17 protein-coding genes are annotated in these 18,962 nt (G+C 58.4%); 13 read left to right on the top strand and 4 right to left on the bottom strand.

From position 1 onward, the window contains the following. Positions 1-42 precede the first annotated feature (42 nt). The 3 genes from betB to N1037_15055 all read left to right on the top strand — a co-directional run bounded on the left by betB (position 43) and on the right by N1037_15055 (position 3,816). On the top strand, positions 43-1,500 hold the full coding sequence (betB, locus tag N1037_15065) for a betaine-aldehyde dehydrogenase (GenBank protein UWS78582.1): 1,458 nt from the start codon (positions 43-45) through the stop codon (positions 1,498-1,500). Positions 1,501-1,704: 204 nt separating this feature from the next. Continuing rightward, a complete protein-coding gene (gene betA, locus N1037_15060; GenBank protein UWS78581.1) occupies positions 1,705-3,360 on the top strand; it encodes a choline dehydrogenase in 1,656 nt (551 codons plus the stop codon). Positions 3,361-3,576: 216 nt separating this feature from the next. Next, a complete protein-coding gene (locus N1037_15055) occupies positions 3,577-3,816 on the top strand; it encodes a YdcH family protein (GenBank protein ID UWS78580.1) in 240 nt (79 codons plus the stop codon). A 122-nt stretch (positions 3,817-3,938) separates the two neighbouring features. Here the strand turns inward: N1037_15055 and N1037_15050 are convergent, their stop codons facing one another. The 3 genes from N1037_15050 to N1037_15040 form a co-directional block, all read right to left on the bottom strand. Next, entirely contained in the window at positions 3,939-5,327 is a 1,389-nt protein-coding gene (locus tag N1037_15050; protein UWS78579.1) for a short-chain fatty acyl-CoA regulator family protein, read from the bottom strand. A gap of 93 nt (positions 5,328-5,420) precedes the next feature. Continuing rightward, complete coding sequence (locus N1037_15045; protein UWS78578.1) at positions 5,421-6,632, bottom strand: multidrug effflux MFS transporter; 1,212 nt, start codon at positions 6,630-6,632, stop codon at positions 5,421-5,423. 48 nt (positions 6,633-6,680) lie between these two features. Beyond that, a complete protein-coding gene (locus N1037_15040) occupies positions 6,681-7,829 on the bottom strand; it encodes a M10 family metallopeptidase C-terminal domain-containing protein (GenBank protein UWS78577.1) in 1,149 nt (382 codons plus the stop codon). A gap of 410 nt (positions 7,830-8,239) precedes the next feature. On the opposite strand from N1037_15040, the gene N1037_15035 reads away from it, so the two are divergent. The 8 genes from N1037_15035 to N1037_15000 all read left to right on the top strand — a co-directional run bounded on the left by N1037_15035 (position 8,240) and on the right by N1037_15000 (position 15,088). Continuing rightward, positions 8,240-9,772: an acyl-CoA carboxylase subunit beta gene (locus N1037_15035; GenBank protein ID UWS78576.1), complete on the top strand. Its 1,533-nt coding sequence runs from the start codon at positions 8,240-8,242 to the stop codon at positions 9,770-9,772. 183 nt (positions 9,773-9,955) lie between these two features. Then, positions 9,956-10,375, top strand: a complete 420-nt coding sequence (locus tag N1037_15030; GenBank protein UWS78575.1) for a hypothetical protein — start codon at positions 9,956-9,958, stop codon at positions 10,373-10,375. 209 nt (positions 10,376-10,584) lie between these two features. Continuing rightward, on the top strand, positions 10,585-10,947 hold the full coding sequence (locus tag N1037_15025) for a DUF6497 family protein (GenBank protein ID UWS78574.1): 363 nt from the start codon (positions 10,585-10,587) through the stop codon (positions 10,945-10,947). Positions 10,948-11,161: 214 nt separating this feature from the next. Then, the gene (locus N1037_15020; GenBank protein ID UWS78573.1) at positions 11,162-11,302 is read left to right on the top strand and encodes a hypothetical protein; all 141 of its coding nucleotides are present in this window, start codon (positions 11,162-11,164) and stop codon (positions 11,300-11,302) included. Positions 11,303-11,371: 69 nt separating this feature from the next. Next, positions 11,372-11,728 carry a hypothetical protein gene (locus N1037_15015; protein UWS78572.1) on the top strand — a complete coding sequence of 119 codons (357 nt, stop codon included), beginning with the start codon at positions 11,372-11,374 and terminating at the stop codon, positions 11,726-11,728. Between the two features lie 280 nt (positions 11,729-12,008). After that, positions 12,009-12,212 (top strand): hypothetical protein, encoded by a 204-nt coding sequence (locus N1037_15010; GenBank protein UWS78571.1) that lies wholly within the window; start codon positions 12,009-12,011, stop codon positions 12,210-12,212. Positions 12,213-12,349: 137 nt separating this feature from the next. Further along, the gene (locus N1037_15005) at positions 12,350-14,401 is read left to right on the top strand and encodes an acetyl/propionyl/methylcrotonyl-CoA carboxylase subunit alpha (GenBank protein UWS78570.1); all 2,052 of its coding nucleotides are present in this window, start codon (positions 12,350-12,352) and stop codon (positions 14,399-14,401) included. A 186-nt stretch (positions 14,402-14,587) separates the two neighbouring features. Then, positions 14,588-15,088, top strand: a complete 501-nt coding sequence (locus N1037_15000; GenBank protein UWS78569.1) for a hypothetical protein — start codon at positions 14,588-14,590, stop codon at positions 15,086-15,088. Between the two features lie 61 nt (positions 15,089-15,149). Here N1037_15000 and N1037_14995 read toward each other — a convergent pair whose 3' ends face one another. Further along, on the bottom strand, positions 15,150-15,596 hold the full coding sequence (locus tag N1037_14995) for a DUF4174 domain-containing protein (GenBank protein ID UWS78568.1): 447 nt from the start codon (positions 15,594-15,596) through the stop codon (positions 15,150-15,152). A 180-nt stretch (positions 15,597-15,776) separates the two neighbouring features. On the opposite strand from N1037_14995, the gene N1037_14990 reads away from it, so the two are divergent. Together N1037_14990 and scpA are read left to right on the top strand one after the other, a co-directional pair. Next, positions 15,777-16,712: a hypothetical protein gene (locus N1037_14990; GenBank protein ID UWS78567.1), complete on the top strand. Its 936-nt coding sequence runs from the start codon at positions 15,777-15,779 to the stop codon at positions 16,710-16,712. Next, entirely contained in the window at positions 16,675-18,804 is a 2,130-nt protein-coding gene (gene scpA, locus N1037_14985; GenBank protein UWS78566.1) for a methylmalonyl-CoA mutase, read from the top strand. The genes N1037_14990 and scpA overlap by 38 nt, the downstream gene beginning before the upstream one ends. The last annotated feature ends 158 nt before the right edge of the window (positions 18,805-18,962 follow it).

The following is an 18,962-nucleotide window of genomic DNA, read 5'->3' as shown; positions in this document are numbered from 1 at the left end:
AGTTCATTTGGCCCCAAATATCCCCGCCGGAGGCATAAAATCATGACTCATCCCGCCCAACCCAAAGCCAGCCATTTCATCAATGGCGCCTATGTCGAAGACACAGCCGGAACGCCAATCCCGGTGATTTATGCTGCGACCGGCGACCAGATTGCCACGGTACACGCCGCAACCCCGGCCATCGTTGAACAGGCCCTTGCCAGCGGCAAGGCTGCTCAAAAGGCCTGGGCCAAGATGAGTGGGACTGAGCGTGGCCGCATCCTGCGCCGGGCTGCTGATATCATCCGCGCGCGCAATCACGAACTTTCGGTGTTGGAAACCTATGATACCGGTAAGCCGCTGCAGGAGACTCTGGTGGCGGATGCCACTTCTGGTGCCGACGCATTGGAGTATTTTGGCGGCCTGGCTGGCAGCCTGACCGGAGAGCATATCCCACTGGGCGAGGACTGGGTCTATACCATGCGCGAGGCCCTGGGGCTTTGTGTTGGGATTGGGGCCTGGAACTACCCAACGCAAATTGCCTGCTGGAAGGGCGCGCCTGCGCTGGCCTGTGGCAATAGCATGGTGTTCAAACCCTCTGAGGCCACGCCGCTCTGTGCCTTGAAGGTTGCCGAGATCCTGCATGAGGCCGGGCTGCCAGCCGGGGTTTTTAACGTGGTTCAGGGCATGGGCGAGGTGGGGGCCGCGCTGGTGACAGATCCCCGCGTCGACAAGGTTTCGCTGACCGGATCGGTGCCCACCGGTAAGAAGGTCTATGCTGCGGCCGCTGCGGACATGAAACATGTCACCATGGAGCTGGGTGGCAAATCGCCAATGATCGTCTTTGATGACGCGGATATCGACAATGCCGTGGGCGGAGCCATTAACGGCAATTTCTACTCCTCCGGGCAGGTCTGCTCGAATGGCACGCGGGTGTTTGTTCAAAAAGGCATCAAGGAGAAATTCCTGGCGCGTTTGGCGGAACGGACCGGCAATGCGGTTATTGGCGATCCCATGGATGAGGCGACCAGTTTTGGTCCCATGGTCAATGAACACCAGATGAATATCGTTCTGGGCTACATTGAAAAGGGCAAAGCCGAGGGGGCGCGGCTGCTCTGTGGCGGCGGACGCTGCGACATGCCGGGCTGGTACCTGCAGCCCACCGTGTTTGCCGATGTCACCGATGATATGACAATTGCCCGCGAAGAGATTTTTGGCCCGGTCATGTCAGTACTGGATTTTGACAGCGAAGAAGAGGTGGTGGCCCGCGCCAATGACACCGAGTTCGGCCTGTCCGCCGGGGTGTTCACCAAGGATTTCACCCGCGCACACCGGGTGATTGGCAATCTGGAGGCCGGCAGCTGCTTTATCAACTCCTACAACGACGCACCTGTTGAAGCGCCTTTTGGTGGGGTCAAGGCATCCGGTGTGGGGCGTGAGAACTCCAAAGAGGCGATCAAGCATTTTAGCCAGGTGAAATCGGTTTACGTGCGTATGGGCGATGTCGAGGCGGCGTTCTGATTGCCCATTCAGGCAACGCCCACCCACCCGCCCCGTTGCCCGAATGGGCAAAGACAAGGGGGCTGCTGAGGCCGCGATGCCTGCCTCAGCAGATCTCAAGCCAATGAAGAGGCGATTTTGGGCTGCCTCAAGGACGAGCCCGCGCCGGCGCGCGGGGCCTGACGGCTGCCTTGACCAGCCCCAAATGCGCGACGGAGAGAAGTGATGAAAGCGGATTATGTGATTGTTGGGGCGGGCTCGGCGGGCTGCGCCATGGCCTATCGTCTGTCTGAGGCGGGGAAATCCGTTCTGGTTATCGAACATGGTGGCACGGATGTCGGGCCGCTGATCCAGATGCCGGGTGCGCTGTCTTATCCGATGAATATGTCGCTCTACGACTGGGGCTACAAATCCCAGCCCGAGCCACATTTGGACAATCGTGAGTTGGTGACACCGCGCGGCAAGGTGGTAGGCGGCTCTTCTTCCATCAACGGCATGGTCTATGTGCGCGGCCACGCGGGCGATTACAACCACTGGGCCGAAAGCGGCGCCCAGGGGTGGTCCTATGCGGATGTGCTGCCCTATTTCAAACGGATGGAAACCTGGGACAGTCGCGGGCAGGGCGGCGATGCCGACTGGCGCGGCACGGATGGCCCGCTGCATGTGACCCGTGGCCCCCGCGACAATCCGCTGCATGATGCCTTTGTCTCGGCCGGCGCGCAGGCGGGCTACCCGGTGACCGAAGATTACAACGGTGAGCAGCAAGAGGGCTTTGGCCCGATGGAGATGACCGTCTACAAAGGCCAGCGATGGTCAGCCGCCAATGCCTATCTGCGGCCTGCGCTCAAGCGGGACAATTGCGAGATGATCCGGGGGTTTGCCCGCAAGGTGGTGATCACCGAAGGTCGCGCCACCGGGGTCGAGATTGAGCGCGGCGGCAAGGTTGAGGTCATTGAGGCCGAGATCGAGGTCATTCTGGCCGCCAGTTCAATCAATTCGCCGAAACTGTTGATGCTGTCGGGCATTGGCCCGGCGGAACAGCTGGCGGAGCATGGCATCGAGGTGGTTGCAGACCGCCCCGGCGTTGGGAAAAACCTGCAGGATCACCTGGAATTCTATTTCCAATATGCCTGCAAACAGCCCATCACCCTGTTCAAATACTGGAACCTTTTGGGCAAGGCCTGGGTTGGGGCCCAGTGGTTCTTTAGCAAGACCGGGCTGGGGGCCTCGAACCAGTTTGAAAGCGCGGCCTTCATCCGGTCCGACAAAGGGGTCGATTATCCAGATATCCAATACCATTTCCTGCCCATTGCGGTGCGCTATGACGGTCAGGCTGCGGCTGAAGGGCACGGGTTTCAGGCCCATGTGGGGCCGATGCGTTCAGAATCGCGCGGCGAGATTACCCTCGCCAGCGCCGACCCCAAAGAGGCGCCAAAGATTTTCTTTAACTATATGTCGACGGAACAGGACTGGATCGATTTCCGCAAATGTGTGCGCTTGACGCGAGAGGTCTTTGCACAGGAGGCCATGACGCCCTTTGTGAAGCACGAAATCCAGCCTGGTGACGCTTTGCAAAGCGATGCGGAGATTGACGGCTTTATCCGTGAACATGCGGAAAGCGCCTATCATCCCTGTGGCACCTGCAAAATGGGCGCGCTGGAGGATCCGATGGCAGTGGTTGATCCTGAATGTCGGGTGATTGGCGTCGAAGGGCTGCGCGTTGCCGACAGTTCCATTTTTCCACGCATTACCAATGGCAACCTGAACGGCCCCTCTATCATGACCGGGGAGAAGGCGGCAGACCATATTCTGGGACGGCGGTTGCCCGCCTCTAATGCCGAACCCTGGTTCAATAAAAACTGGCAGGAGAGCCAGCGTTAGGGCTGTTTTGCAGTCCACAAAGGCGGCAAGCCGTCGTTCCTGTTGTTTGGGAACGGCGGCTTTTTTCGTCGGCGGCTGGGCCGGTTGTATGCGGGATTTGGGGTAGAAAAAAACGCCGCCATATTTGTGTTTTCAGATGTTTGTTTGATCCGCGTCAATGTGACGGAGGGCTGGGGGCAATAGCCTGTTCTTGACCCAAATATAAGGAGCGAACAGATGTCCAATACCCCCCATGAACTGGCAGAAGAATTCCCCGACAAAGTGGAAGCCATGAGCCAGTTGAAACAAAACGATGCGCATTTTTCCAAGCTTGCGGATGAGTACCATGAGGTCAACCGCGCGGTACACCGCGCCGAAACCAACGTCGAGCCACTGGAAGAGCTGGCCGAGGTGGAGCTGCGCAAAAAGCGCGGCGCATTGAAAGACGAGATCTGGAACATCCTGGCCAAGGCCTGATGTCTGCCAGGGCTGCGAAGATCTGAAACAGATTGAGACAGCGCAGTGATATGTTCAGTCACGAGTATCAGGGGGCGTTTGACGCCCCCCATTTTGTTGTTCAGCTCTGGGGGCGCTGGTCTTCAGCTTACTTCGTAGGGCAGAATACCGCGCTGATCATTGTTGATGCTGAGGCGGCGTTCCAATGGCGGAACCGAGCGCTGATGGCAGGTTTTACGCTCACAGATGCGGCAAGAAATGCCGATGGGCTCATAGGCGGAGGCATGGCTCATTTCCAGATTGTCAGCATAGACCAGGGCCTGAGCATGACGCACTTCGCAGCCCAGAGAGATGGCGTAGCGCCGCACGGGCGAGCCAAAGGAGCCGCCTGATTTGGACACATCCCGCGCCAGCGAGATATAGCGCACCCCGTCCGGGGTTTCGGCCAATTGCCGCAGGAAACGCCCGGGCGTTTCAAAGGCGCGGTGCACGTTCCACAGAGGGCAAGCACCGCCAAAACGGGCAAATTGCAGCCGTGTGGCAGAGTGGCGTTTGGTGATGGTGCCTGCCTGATCCACGCGGACGAAGAAAAACGGAATACCCTTGGCGCCGGGACGTTGCAGCGTTGAAAGGCGATGCGCCACCTGTTCGATTGAGGCACCAAACCGGGTGGCGAGGCGTTCCAGGTCGTGACGGTCTTCTTGGGCGGCAGCAAGAAAGCGACCATAGGGCATCAGCGCGGCCCCGGCGAAATAGTTGGCGAGGCCAATTTTGGCGATGGCTCGGGCCTCATCGCTTTGGAAGCGGGCAAAATCCAATGTCGCCTCCAGCAGGCTTTCCTGACTAAGCAACGCCACCTGCAACAGCAGCTGAAACACCTGCGTCGGCGGGCTGGAGCGGTTAGAGAGCCGCAGCGTACGGGTGCTCGGATCATAGCCGCGCAGCCCGTCCATATCGGTGATGGAAATGGTGATGCCGGCGTTTTCCAGCGCAGTTGTGGCAGCAAGCCGCACATCTGCGGACCCGGCAAAGCGTTCGGCGGCCCGGTCCATGGCATCAATGTAGTTGTCGCAATAATGGAAAAAGTCGCGCACTTCTTCCCAGGGGCTGGCCTGAATGCGGGAATCCTCGCGCCCCAGGGCCTCATCCAGCGAGGCAAGCCGTTCATGGGTTTGGCGATAGGCGCGATGCAGGCTGAGAAAGGCGCGGGCCAGTGCAGGGGCATTGGAGGCGGTGAGCCGCAGATCGGCCAGGGGCGGGGGCTCATCGGCAAAGACCGGATCAGCAATGGCTTCGCGCATGTCACTCACCAGCCGCTCACTGTCGCCTGTCGACAGTTCTGTCACATCCAGGCCAAACTCCTGCGCCAGCGCCAGAACGACGGTGGTCGATACCGGCCGGTTGTTGTTTTCCATCTGGTTGAGGTAGGGCAATGACACGCCGAGCTTGGCTGCAAATCCTTTTTGTGTCAGCTCAAGCCGGGTCCGCATTTCGCGCAGTTTTGCCCCTGCATAGAGTTTCTGTGTCGCCATTGGAGATACCTTTGCAAACCTGCTATCCAGGGGAAGTATAATTGCAAAGTTACAGACGCGGCAAGTTAGGCTCCGGATGAATGGATCCTGAGTCTAGCTGTTCAATTGCTTTTCACGCAGGATTACCAGCAGGATCGCCACCAGCCCGGCGATGGCGGTGGCAAACATCAACAGCAAGAGAGGCACAGCCGTAGAATCGGGTTTCAACAGAAAGCCGGCATAGGCGCTCAGCGCAGCGCCGGCACCAATCATAATGGCGCCGCTCAGGCCGGAGGCGGTGCCCGCCAGATGCGGGCGGACGGAAATCGCGCCAGTGGTGCCATTGGGAATGGCCATTCCATTGCCCAGGCCGACAAAGCACATAAAGCCAAAGAAGGTGAGGAAGGTATCAGCACCTGCCAGGGCGATAATGAGCGAAACGAGCACGCCAACCCCATTGATGATACAGCCCCACAGCACCATTCGGTTGATCCCGACCCGACCAGAAAACCGACCCGAGAGAAAGTTGCCAACGAAGTAACCAACAGCCGGTGCAGAGAGGTAGATGCCAATTTCCGCACTGCTGAGGCCATAAATTTCGGTCCCCAAAAAAGGTGCGCCGCCGAGATAGGCAAAGAATGAGCCAGAGGCGAGGCCTGAGGCCAGAGAGTAGCCCCAGAAGCGGGGAGAGCAGAGCAGTTCAGGGTATTCGGCGAACTGTGCACCCAGCGTTTTGCCGCTTTTGTGTGCGGTTTCCCCAAAATCAAAATAGGTAATCGCTAGGGTCAGGGCACCCATCAAAAAGAGCGCCCAGAACACAGCAGTCCAGCCCATCCATTGGTCCAGAAAGCCGCCGATGGCGGGGCCAATCATCGGGACAATGGCCATTCCCATGGTGACATAGCCGATCATGCTGGCTGCGTCATTGGTATCATACATATCCCGCACCGCGGCGCGGCTTAGCACCATGGTGGCGGCGACGACAGTCTGCGCCACCCGGAAAAAGAAGAACACCTCCACGTTGGTGGCAAAGATACAGCCCACCGTCGCCACCAGAAACAAAGCCATGCTGGCCAGGAGCACCGGGCGGCGTCCCATCTGGTCCGAAATGGGCCCCACAAATATCTGCACAACTGCGTTGCCAGCGAGGTACAGCGAAACCGACAGCTGCATCACTCGGTAGTCAACCTCGAAATGGCTGGACATGCTGGGCAGAGCGGCAAGGTGCAGGTTCATCCCCAGCGCGGAGAGACCGGCCAGCAGGATCAATGTTGCAATATGCGGTTTGCTCAGTACGCGCTTTGGGGAGCTTGGGGAATTTTGCATATCTTGGGCTTAGATTAGCTTTTTGGGATTGTCTATTCTAAGATCGTCTCAAACGAGAAAGTCATCGCCCAGGCTGTCCAATGTGACATCCTGTAGCAGCAGGCTGTCACCGGCGCCAAATTCAAACAAGAGCCCCTCGTCTGTGTCGCGGGCCTGATCCAGCAGATCCGCGCTGGTGCCATGGCCGATAATATTCAGAAGATCTTTGCCGGGTTTGAAGTCGCCGACGGTATCCGAGCCGCCATTGTTCTTGAAGATGAAGACATCTTTGCCGCGTCCGCCGATCAGAAAATCATCACCGGCCTGACCATCCAGTCTGTCTTGGCCGCGGTTGCCACTGAGAAAGTCATCGCCACTTCCACCGCGCATCCGGTCGCCGCCACGGCCGCCAAGCATCACATCATCCCCTTGATCGCCCCACAGGGTGTCACCGCCAGCCCCGCCTTTCATCCGGTCGTCGCCGCCTTTGCCCGCCAAAAGATCCCTGCCGCCATGGCCGCGCAGCAGGTTGTCCAAACCATTGCCGATAACCCGGTCATTGCCCTTGGCTCCATAGGCGTTTTCGATCTCGGTGCTGAAGGTTATAATCAGGTCATGCTCCGTATCAAAGGAAGAGAAAGCCCCTTGTCGCAGGTCCAGGGTCACCGGGTGTGTGCGACCCGTTGCATCCAGGGCGTCGATGCCGCCACTGTCCCAGATGCTGTCCACGGTATTGGTCCTGCAGCCAGTGTAGCGGCTGTTTTCTTCATTGTTGACTGCAGCGCCCCAGATGTTTTGCAGGGCCAGCACATCAAACAGCATAAGCGCATCACTATGCGCGCCGTTGAAGGGGTTGGCCCGGTAGGACATCAAAGAAAATAGGTTGCTTTCATATTGGGTCGGCAGGGGAGTATCGGCTTCAAATGTATGGCGCAGACCCATGGCATGTCCCAGCTCATGCAGCAGCAGGTCTGTATAGCGCTCAGAGGAGAGGTTCAGTGTTGCGTCATAGGCAACAAATCCATCCCATTGGGTTATGTTCTTGTCTTGGTAACGAATGCTGTAGCCACCGCTGCCAATGGTGGCGCCGGGTAGGCTGACGGCTGCCACGTTCAAATCCGGGTCACTGGTACGTTTGGTCTGAACAAAATCGACGTTGAGGTAGCTTTCAATATGCTCCAATGCCGCCTCAAAGCTGGCTTTTTCTGCGTTCTCCATGCGGCGCCATCCGTCATAGTATGCTTGCGTAGGCAGGTCTCCAGGTTCGCTTCCGCCAGCATATTGGTAGGTTATCTTGATCGGGGCGCTGCCCGTGGTGTTGAGCGGGTTGCTGATGTGGAAACGCTCGTATTGCATGGCCTTGATTATTTCATCGCGACTTAACATTGCTCTGCCCGAATTTGATTGAGACGAGCCTGATCCTGCGACCTTGATGCTGAACGAAGGGTGAACGCATTACGGCAAGAATGTGTTGCATTGAATCGAATTTGGAAACAATGCGAGGGGATTAGCAAATATTCAACTATTCGATATTGATATGCAAAATGTTTGCAAATTTGCCATTTAGGCCTTTGGCTTGGCGCCTCTCGGCGGTAGTCTGCGACAAATTCTATATGGGGATCTGTGCCATGAAAGATATTCTGTCCGAGCTGGAAGACCGTCGCGATGCCGCGCGACTTGGTGGCGGCCAGCGCCGCATTGATGCGCAACACGGGCGTGGCAAGCTGACCGCACGCGAGCGGATCGAGCTTCTGCTGGATGAGGGCAGTTTTGAAGAGTTCGACATGTTTGTGTCGCACCGCTGCACCGATTTTGGCATGGAAGAACAAAAGCCTGCGGGGGATGGTGTCATCACCGGCTGGGGCACCATTAACGGGCGCATGGTCTATCTGTTCAGCCAGGATTTCACGGTCTTTGGCGGGTCCCTGTCCGCAACCCATGCGCAAAAGATTTGCAAGATCCAGGATATGGCCATTCAGAACGGCGCGCCCATCATCGGTTTGAATGATTCTGGGGGTGCCCGGATCCAGGAAGGTGTCGACTCGCTGGCAGGCTATGCTGAAGTGTTTCAGCGCAACATCATGGCCAGCGGCGTTGTGCCGCAGATCTCGGTAATCATGGGGCCCTGCGCCGGTGGTGCGGTCTATTCGCCCGCGATGACTGATTTTATCTTTATGGTGAAAGACACCTCTTACATGTTTGTGACCGGCCCGGATGTGGTCAAGACTGTCACCAATGAGGTCGTCACCGCCGAGGAGCTGGGCGGGGCGTCCACCCATACCAAAAAGTCCTCTGTCGCTGATGCGGCCTTTGAAAACGATGTCGAGGCCCTGGCCGAGGTCCGCCGCCTGGTTGACTTTCTGCCGCTCAACAATCGTGAAAAGCCGCCGGTGCGGCCCTTCTTTGATGAACCCGGTCGGATCGAGGACAGCCTGGATACGCTGATCCCGGCGAACCCCAATTCGCCCTACGATATGAAAGAGCTGATCACCAAAGTGGCGGATGAGGGGGATTTCTACGAGATCCAGGAAGACTACGCTAAAAACATCATCACCGGCTTTATCCGCCTTGAAGGCCAGACCGTGGGTGTGGTTGCCAACCAGCCAATGGTGCTGGCGGGCTGCCTTGATATCGACAGCTCGCGCAAGGCAGCGCGGTTTGTGCGCTTCTGTGATTGCTTTGAAATTCCAATCCTGACCCTGGTGGATGTTCCTGGCTTCCTGCCTGGCACAAGCCAGGAATATGGCGGTGTGATCAAACATGGTGCCAAGCTGCTGTTCGCCTACGGCGAAGCCACGGTACCAAAGGTCACTGTGATCACCCGCAAGGCCTATGGTGGTGCCTATGACGTTATGGCCTCCAAGCACCTGCGCGGCGATTTCAACTACGCCTGGCCGACCGCTGAAATTGCGGTGATGGGCGCCAAGGGTGCCACCGAGATCATTCACCGCGCCGATCTGGGTAATGCGGAAAAGATCGCGGCCCATACAGCAGACTATGAGGACCGGTTTGCTAATCCTTTTGTGGCAGCCGAGCGGGGCTTCATTGACGAGGTGATCCAGCCCAAATCCACCCGCCGCCGGGTGTCGCGTGCCTTTGCCTCCCTGCGGGGCAAGTCACTGAAAAATCCGTGGAAAAAGCACGACAACATTCCGCTTTGAGCGGGTGTTGTCGCGGGGGCTGTCTGCCCCCGCACCCCCGAAGGTATTTTTGGAAAGATGAAAAGGAAAGCGTGAGGCAATGACAGGGCTTCGGAAAGATCAGGCGTGCACGGTGTCAGCTGTGGTTTGCGGCGCGCTCGAAGCTGGTGGTCTGCTTGCGGTTTGTGGGCTTGGCGCAACGTGATGCGCGGCAAGTGGCATATCTTTCGCGAAGAGGGCTCTTTGACAGTGGCGCGCCAAGTCCCGCCGCGCTTTGATGTCGCCGTGTCCGTGGTGTTACCTCCAGCGGATCCGCTGCGACTGGCGCAGCAGATCCGCCAAGACATGTGGCGGGCGGTTCAGGCCGTGCGGGGCTTTTCTCCAGTGGTGAAGGTCGAAGAGCAGGGCGATGGCTTGCTGGTCACAGCGGGTGGCCGTGTGGCTGGGCGGGTTCCGGGTAACTTGGCCTCTGAAATCAAGGCGGTACTGGCGGATGAGGCAAAGCGCAGCCGTTGGCTGCGACATGCAATGCGAGACAAGAAGCGCTTAAAGAGCGCGCAATCAGAAGTAAAACTGCACAAATCTACAACAGGGTTTGACAAAGAGGCCGAGACTGGACAATGATCTGCCAGCACCAATACCAGACAGCGCGCGCCAGTGGCGCAGCGCCAGCAGCCCCGCCCGGAGGAGCCCAAGTCATTGGGGGGTGGGGTTGCGGATTTGGTGATTGGCTGTTTCCCCCTGTACAAAAGGTCTTTTTTGGCAGTGGCCTTTGTCTGCTGCTTACGACTCAGATCCTTGAGGCTGAGGAGGCCGCGCTTTCTGGGGCCTTTGTGCCTGTGACGGTGCCCTCGGGGCAGCAGGTGCTGTTGTCGGAAGTCTTGCTGGACGACAGTCCTGGTGCGCTTTGGGCGCGGTTCCGGTTTGTTGTGCCCGGAATTTCGCGTCAGGCGCCGGAGGGGGCAGAAGCGGGCGTAGAAGCGGGCGCGGATTTCCAGCGCAGCGCTGCGGATATGGACTATCTGTGCGACTCGCTGGCGCTGGACTATCTGGCCCAGCATGCCCTGTCCCCCAGCATGGTGGTGATCTCCTTTTCGGACCGCCCGGTAGAATTTGGCACCCCGGATCCCGACGCAACCCAGTTTTTTGAAGCCTATCGTCCTGGTGAAGGTCGCTGCATTTGGGAGGCTTTTTGATGTCTCTACAACATCTTGCGGCGCACTCTTGCCATGGGCGGTGTTTTGCGGCTTTGCGGCCACAGCCCCCTGTGAGGGGTGGTTTTCGATGTGATTCACCCGGTAATCCGGCTATCCTTGGCGCGAATGGTCACAGTACCCTTCGCAAATTGAGGTTGAGGCTGGACAAGGCAGTAGGTCTTGGCGGTCTCGTAAACACATTCAGGAGACAGAAATGTCCAAGAGCATCAAGTTTATCACGCTGGCAGGTCTGCTGGCGATGGTTGCCGCCTGTGGTAACCGTGAAGAAGAGTTCGTTGTGGTCGATCCCGAACCCATCTCGGTTGAGCCAGTATACACCGGAAAATACAAGTAACGACACATGGGGTCCGGCCCTGTGGCCGGCCCCAGCCGTCCCTCGGGGTGCCGGATCGGAGGCACCATCATGCTAAAGCACCGAGGGTTTCCTGGCCGTCTGCCGGGAACAGATTTTCAATTTGTCGTTCGTCGCCCCAATCCCAAAGGGGTGACCGAGCTGACCAAACGCGAACGGTTCCGGGATCGCAAACCGGCAGACCGGCGTGCTGATGCCGCCTTTATGCAGGCTTTGTTGCAGCAGTTTGGCGACCAGCCCTTTGAACGGGGCAACCTGGATGCGGGCCGATTGAGCTGGCTTTTTGGCCGGGAAGTTCTCCCCGCAGAAGATCCCTTTGATCCGGCCTCCTATGAGGCTCTTCTGGTTCTTGATGTCGAACTGGCTCAGCGGTCTTTTCCGGAAGCCTTTGAGGGGAAGAGCCTGTGATGCGCGGGGCGAAGCCAGGCGCAGGCGACCAGCGGGGGCGGGGCGTGGGCGCTGTCCTCGTCGGTCGGATTGTGGGCTTCGCCCCGTTGTTTAACCCTGCTGAACAGGCTCGCGGTGCGGGCAGGGCGGCGCCAGTGGCGAAAGCCCGCCGAGCGCGCAGCACCTTTGGGCGCAGGGCTGCTCATTTTTGCGGCTCACACACTGATTTGTTGCCCGCTGGCCCGACAACTGCTTGTTGGAGAAGAGAGCAGCGCTCTCCACAAAAAGGAGTTAAAATACTATGCGGGCAATCCTTTTCACATCTGCGTTGGGGCTTTGCACGGCCCTGTCAGCCTGTGGCGACACCACCGGCGAACAAGTCGCCTTTGGCGCCGGTGCGGGGGCCGTCGGATCGGCTTTGCTGGGGGGGCATTTGCTCACCGGTGCGGCCGTCGGTACAGCGGCCAATCTTATCTATTGCAAGGAAAACCCTGGCCGTTGCTAGGGCGACTACAGCACCAGTTTCACTGATCTGTCAGCCCCTTCGGGCGACAGCAGATACTCACGCAAGCGCCGCCGGCGAGCCCAGAGCTCGCCTGCGGCGTTTTGCATTTCGGCATACAAAAGAACAAGGGACTGCCAATGTTTGAAAAGATCCTGATCGCGAACCGGGGCGAGATCGCCTGCCGTGTTATCAAGACCGCCCGCAAGATGGGTATCAAAACCGTTGCCATCTATTCGGATGCGGATAAGCAGGCCCTGCATGTGCAAATGGCCGATGAGGCGGTTCATATCGGCCCGCCCCCTGCCAATCAGTCCTATATTGTTATCGATAAGGTGATGGAGGCCATTCGCGCAACCGGCGCTCAGGCGGTTCATCCTGGCTATGGTTTTTTGTCGGAAAACTCCAAGTTCGCTGAGGCCCTGGCGGCCGAGGGTGTAGCCTTTGTTGGCCCGCCTGTGGGGGCCATTGAAAAGATGGGTGACAAGATCACCTCGAAGAAAATCGCCAAGGAAGCGGGTGTTTCCACAGTTCCTGGTCACATGGGCCTGATCGAAGACGCCGATGAGGCGGTAAAGATCTCGCGCGAGATCGGCTATCCGGTGATGCTCAAGGCTTCAGCTGGCGGTGGCGGCAAAGGCATGCGAATTGCCTGGAACGACGAAGAGGCCCGCGAAGGCTTCCAGTCTTCCAAGAACGAGGCGGCGAGTTCCTTTGGTGATGACCGGATCTTTATCGAGAAATTTGTGACGCAACCGCGCCATATCGAAATTCAGGTGCTTTGCGATGCCCATGGCAATGGCATCTACCTGGGCGAGCGCGAGTGTTCGATCCAGCGTCGCCAGCAGAAGGTTGTGGAAGAAGCGCCAAGCCCTTTCCTGGATGAGGCCACCCGCAAGGCCATGGGGGAGCAGGCTGTCGCCCTGGCTCAGGCGGTGGATTATGCCTCTGCCGGGACCGTGGAATTCATCGTGGACGGCGATAAGAACTTCTACTTCCTGGAAATGAATACCCGTTTGCAGGTGGAACACCCGGTGACTGAGCTGATCACCGGTGTTGACCTGGTGGAACAGATGATCCGGGTCGCCAATGGTGAGCCGCTGACGATCTCGCAGGACGACGTGCAGCTGAACGGCTGGGCGATTGAAAACCGTCTTTATGCCGAAGATCCCTATCGGGGCTTTCTGCCCTCGATTGGCCGTCTGACCCGCTATCGTCCCCCGGCTGAGCTGTCGGGTGGTCCGCTGTTGGATAATGGCAAATGGCAGGGCGATGCGCCTGCGGGCGCGGGTATCGCGGTGCGCAATGATACCGGCGTCTATGAGGGCGGCGAAATCTCGATGTATTATGACCCGATGATCGCCAAGCTTTGCACCTGGGCACCCACCCGCGATCAGGCGATTGAGGCGATGCGCAATGCACTGGACGGGTTTGAGGTCGAAGGTATTGGCCACAACCTGCCTTTCCTGTCGGCGGTGATGGATCACCCGATCTTCATTGAGGGCGCCATGACCACCGCCTTTATCGAAGAACAGTATCCCGAAGGTTTTGTTGGTGTTGATCTGCCCGAAGAGGCGCTGCGCCGGATTGCGGCCTCGGCGGCTGCGATGCACCGGGTTGCCGAAATTCGCCGCACGCGGGTGTCTGGCCGGATGGACAATCACGAGCGCCGGGTTGGCAGCGACTGGGTTGTTACCCTGCAGGGGCAGAACTTCCCGGTCAGCATTGAGGCCGACCAGTTGGGGGCCACGGTCACCTTCCAGGATGGCGCGGCCATGCGCATCGCCAGCGATTGGACGCCGGGAGATCAGCTGGCGACAATCGATGTGGATGGCACCCCGCTGGTGCTGAAAGTGGGCAAGATTTCGGGTGGCTTCCGGATCCGGTCCCGTGGTGCTGATATCAAAGTGCATGTGCGCACGAAGCGTCAGGCGGAACTGGCCGAACTGATGCCGGAAAAAGTGGCGCCTGATACGTCGAAACTGCTGCTCTGTCCGATGCCCGGTCTGGTGGTGAAAATCGATGTCGAGGTTGGCGACGAAGTCCAGGAAGGCCAGGCCCTGTGTTCGGTTGAAGCGATGAAGATGGAAAACATTCTGCGTGCCGAAAGGAAAGGCGTGATTGCCAAGATCAACGCAAGTGCAGGCGACAGCCTGGCAGTTGACGAAGTGATCATGGAATTTGAGGGGTGATCACAGAGGCAGGCATAAGCCGGATTTCACGGGCGGGGCAGGGTGCTCTGGCCGCGAAATTCCGGTGTCAGTTGCGACCTTCGGGTCGCGCTGAGCCTGCTTTTTCCACATGCAATGCAGGTGCATGCACCAAATCTTCAGACCTCTGTGCGAGATCAATCCCATTGGTTTATCGCAGGGTGGCACATGTTTCGACTGGCAGTAACGTTGATTTCGGCTTTGTTTCTTCTGTCCGGCTGCGCGCTGGACAAGGAAGACGAGCTGCGTGTTCAGCTCTCCGAATGGGTCACACTGGGCGATACCTATTTCTTCAAATCCAACGGCACCTGCACGGCGGCAGTGTTTCACACCGACAGCCCACGCATCTCGTCGCTGCTTGGCGCCGCGCGTTCGGTGGATACCGGGCTCAAGATGCTGGCCGATGGGCAGCCGGTGGTGTTCAAGGTTGGCGACAAATCCCCCAATGCGCTGGTCGAAGCGATCATGTCGCGCGATCTGCCGCATGGGATCAGCGTGCTCAACTCCGGCCTGGCCGGGGTCAACTGCATGAGCGAGCTGGTGAAATCCATCTACCATCAGGCGATTATGAACCCCAGCTCGCGCATGGCCTTTATCCCCGAAGGGCACGGCGTAATGATTGTGGATTCACAGGCCAAGGCAGTGATCTACGTGCGCAGCAACGGCTAAACCCCTGGCCAAACGCGCAAACTCCCATGCGTAAAAGGCGCGGCTGGCGCGCGAATGGCTCTCAGTTCTCGCGCCGATCTTCGACCTCTCGCAAACGGTCCTGGAACTTGTCGATGGTGCGCGACAGCTCGCGGACTGTCCAGGGATGTGGTTTGCGCAGCTTCACGCCCCCGTCCTTGCCCACCAGAACCAGCATGAACCCACGCGGGCGCAGTTGCTTGCGCAGCGCCGAGGTGGGTTTTGGGGTGGTATCGGTCAGGACCACGACATCGCGTTCCAGTAAGGCCTCTGCTTCGCTGGTCAACAGGATCATTTGCTCTTTGAACCGGGGGTCTTCCGGGCTGTCGGCAAAGACAACAATTGGGCGCTTGTGCCACAGAAAACTGGACAGATCGACCTCTTCTCCGGGCTGCACAAGCGTGGGGGGCTCAGGCTCTGAAGCTTGGGCTGCTACAGCTAGGGTAAGCGGAAGAAAACTCGACAAAACAAGGGCTAGGATTGGTTTCATAATCTCTCCTGTTGGCCTCAATATATGCGCATGGCGCATAAATGCGATGGGCAATCGGCCTGTTTGCAGAAAAAAAACCACGCTTGTTAATCGCTTTGAGAGGGTCTGTGGACAATGATCGCGCAGTCTCCCTTTTCAGAGGTGCGGAACGCGCCTCCCGTCCAAAGAATTGGAAATGCGATGCAAACCTGTCTTCATCTTGGGGCACACCGCTGTGCCACCACCTCTTTTCAGGAATACCTGCGCCAGAATGCAGCAGAGCTTGAAACGCAAGGGATAGGGTTTTGGGGACCACGACGCACCCGCAATGGCTTGCTGCACGGGGTCTTGCCCACACCTTCGGTGGTGAATTCCACAGCGCTGGCAAAACGGGCGCAGGGGCGGATCAGGATGAACCTGAACCACAGCCGGGAGCGCGGCATTCAGCAACTTATTGTCAGTGATGAAAACCTCATCGGCAGCACCCGCACAAATCTGCGGCTCGGCGGGCTTTATAGTGGCGTCGGGGAGCGGCTGGCACGCTACGCCGAAGCCTTTGATGGCCAGATTTCTTCTGTGGCGCTCAATATTCGCAGCCTGGAAAGCTACTGGACCTCTGCCCTGACCTATGCGGTCACCCGGGGGCACCGCGTCCCGTCGCATTTGCAATTGCAAAACCTTGCCGAGAGCAGCCGCAGCTGGCGCGATGTTATTTCCGATATCGCCTGCGCCATGCCCGGGGTGGAGATCCAGGTCCTGCCCTTTGAGATCTTTTGCGGCCGCCCTGAACTGCAACTGCAACTGCTGAGCAACAGCGAAGCCCCGCGCAACCATGCACGGGTGCGGCTCAACGCCTCCTTGCGGCTGGAAGATCTGCGGGCCCATGTGCTGACAAACACAGCCCTTGAGCTGCCCGAAGGAGAGGGGCGCTGGCGCCCCTTTGACGAAACCCAAAGCGCCATGCTGCGCGAGAATTATTCAGATGATCTGATGTGGCTGACTGCCGGCGCCGATGGGCTGGCGCAGCTGGTCCAGGATCCAGAACACCAGGCGGCAGGACTAAACCTGCCCCAAACAGATATGACAAGAGGAAGATCCCATGACAAGCAAGACAGACGATTGGCGGGCTCTGGCTGAAAAAGAGCTCCGTGGCCGCCCACTCGAAGACCTGACCTGGAAGACACTGGAAGGTATTGAGGTCAAGCCGCTGTATACGGCTGAAGACACCGCCGAGCTACCGCATATGGGCACGCTGCCCGGCTTTGGCCCTTTCACCCGTGGCGTCAAGGCCACGATGTATGCAGGCCGCCCCTGGACCATTCGGCAATATGCGGGCTTTTCCACCGCCGAAGAGAGCAACGCTTTTTACCGCCGCAATCTGGAAGCGGGCCAGCAGGGGGTTTCCGTGGCCTTTGATCTGGCCACCCACCGGGGCTATGACAGCGATCACGAACGGGTAGTGGGCGATGTGGGCAAGGCTGGCGTTGCCATCGATTCTGTTGAGGACATGAAGATCCTGTTTGACGGTATTCCGCTCGACAAGGTTTCGGTGTCGATGACCATGAACGGCGCGGTGATCCCGATCCTGGCCAGCTTCATCGTGGCGGGCGAAGAGCAGGGCCATGACAAGGCACTGCTGGCGGGCACCATTCAGAACGATATTCTGAAGGAATTCATGGTCCGCAACACCTATGTTTATCCGCCAGAGCCTTCGATGAAGATCATCTCGGATATCATTGAATACACCTCCAATGAGATGCCCAAGTTCAATTCGATCTCGATTTCCGGCTACCACATGCAGGAAGCCGGCGCCAATCTGGTGCAGGAGCTGGCCTATACGCTGGCTGATGGTCGCGAATATGTCCGCGCCGCTACCGAGGCGGGTATGGATGTGGATAAATTTGCCGGCCGTCTCAGCTTTTTCTTTGCCATTGGCACCAACTTCTTCATGGAAATTGCCAAACTGCGCGCGGCGCGCACCCTGTGGCATCGCGTCATGACCGAATTTGACGCCAAGTCCGACCGGTCCAAGATGCTGCGCACCCACTGCCAGACCTCGGGCGTGTCCCTGCAGGAACAAGACCCCTATAACAACGTGATCCGCACCGCCTATGAGGCGATGTCGGCGGTTTTGGGCGGCACCCAATCGCTGCACACCAATGCGCTGGACGAAGCCATCGCGCTGCCCACCGAATTCTCGGCGCGTATTGCCCGTAACACTCAGCTGGTGTTGCAGGAAGAAACCGGCGTCACCAATGTGGTCGACCCGCTGGCGGGCTCTTACTATGTGGAAAGCCTGACAAACGAGCTGATCGACAAGGCCTGGGCGCTGATGTCGGAGGTTGAGGAAATGGGCGGCATGACCAAGGCTGTGGCCTCTGGCATGCCCAAGCTGCGCATCGAGGAAAGCGCCGCCCGTCGTCAGGCAATGATCGACCGCGGCGAAGAGGTGATTGTCGGCGTCAACAAATACCGCAAGGAAAAAGAAGACCCGATCGACATCCTGGACGTGGACAACGTGGCCGTGCGCGAAAGCCAGATTGCCCGTTTGCAGAAAATGCGCGACGAGCGCGACGAGGCGGCGTGTCAGGCTGCGTTGGATGAGTTGACCAATCGTGCCAAAAATGGCGGCAACCTGCTGGAAGCTGCCGTCGAAGCGGCGCGGATGCGGGCCTCAGTTGGAGAAATCAGCATGGCGATGGAAAAAGAATTTGGCCGTCACCGCGCCGAGGTGAAAACTCTGGCGGGGGTCTATGGCGCGGCCTATGAAGGCGACGAAGGCTTTGCCGAGATCCAGAAAAGCATCGAAGCCTTTGCCGAAGAAGAAGGGCGTCGCCCGCGTCTTCTGGTGGTCAAGATGGGCCAGGACGGGCACGACCGGGGCGCCAAGGTAATCGCCACAGCCTTTGCCGATATCGGGTTTGATGTGGACGTAGGTCCACTGTTTCAGACCCCCGCAGAGGCGGCGCAGGATGCCATCGACAATGATGTGCATGTTATCGGTATCTCATCCCAGGCGGCAGGTCACAAAACCCTGGCACCGCAGCTGGTAAAGGAACTGAAAGAGCAGGGCGCCGAGGATATTCTTGTGATCTGCGGCGGAGTTATTCCGCAGCAGGACTACCAGTATCTTTATGACAACGGCGTCAAAGCGATCTTTGGCCCTGGCACCAACATCCCCGAAGCGGCGCAGGATGTCCTGAAACTGATCCGCGAAGCCCGCAGCTGAGCAAAGACACAGGTGCAGATCCGGTCATGGACTGGATCCGCCGGATATTCTGGTCATCAGATTTATGGGCGCGGGGGATCCTGCGCCCATATGTGTTGCAGCCTTAAACCGGTTTGGGAGCGCGGCCTTGCACTGGCTTGGATCTGGTGTGCGCAGCC

Origin of the sequence: Phaeobacter sp. G2 (assembly GCA_025163595.1) — a bacterium.
In the GTDB taxonomy this organism is placed as follows: domain Bacteria; phylum Pseudomonadota; class Alphaproteobacteria; order Rhodobacterales; family Rhodobacteraceae; genus Pseudophaeobacter.
The sequence above is the reverse complement of the archived record's forward strand: the minus strand, read 5'-3'. Positions and strand labels throughout refer to the sequence as shown.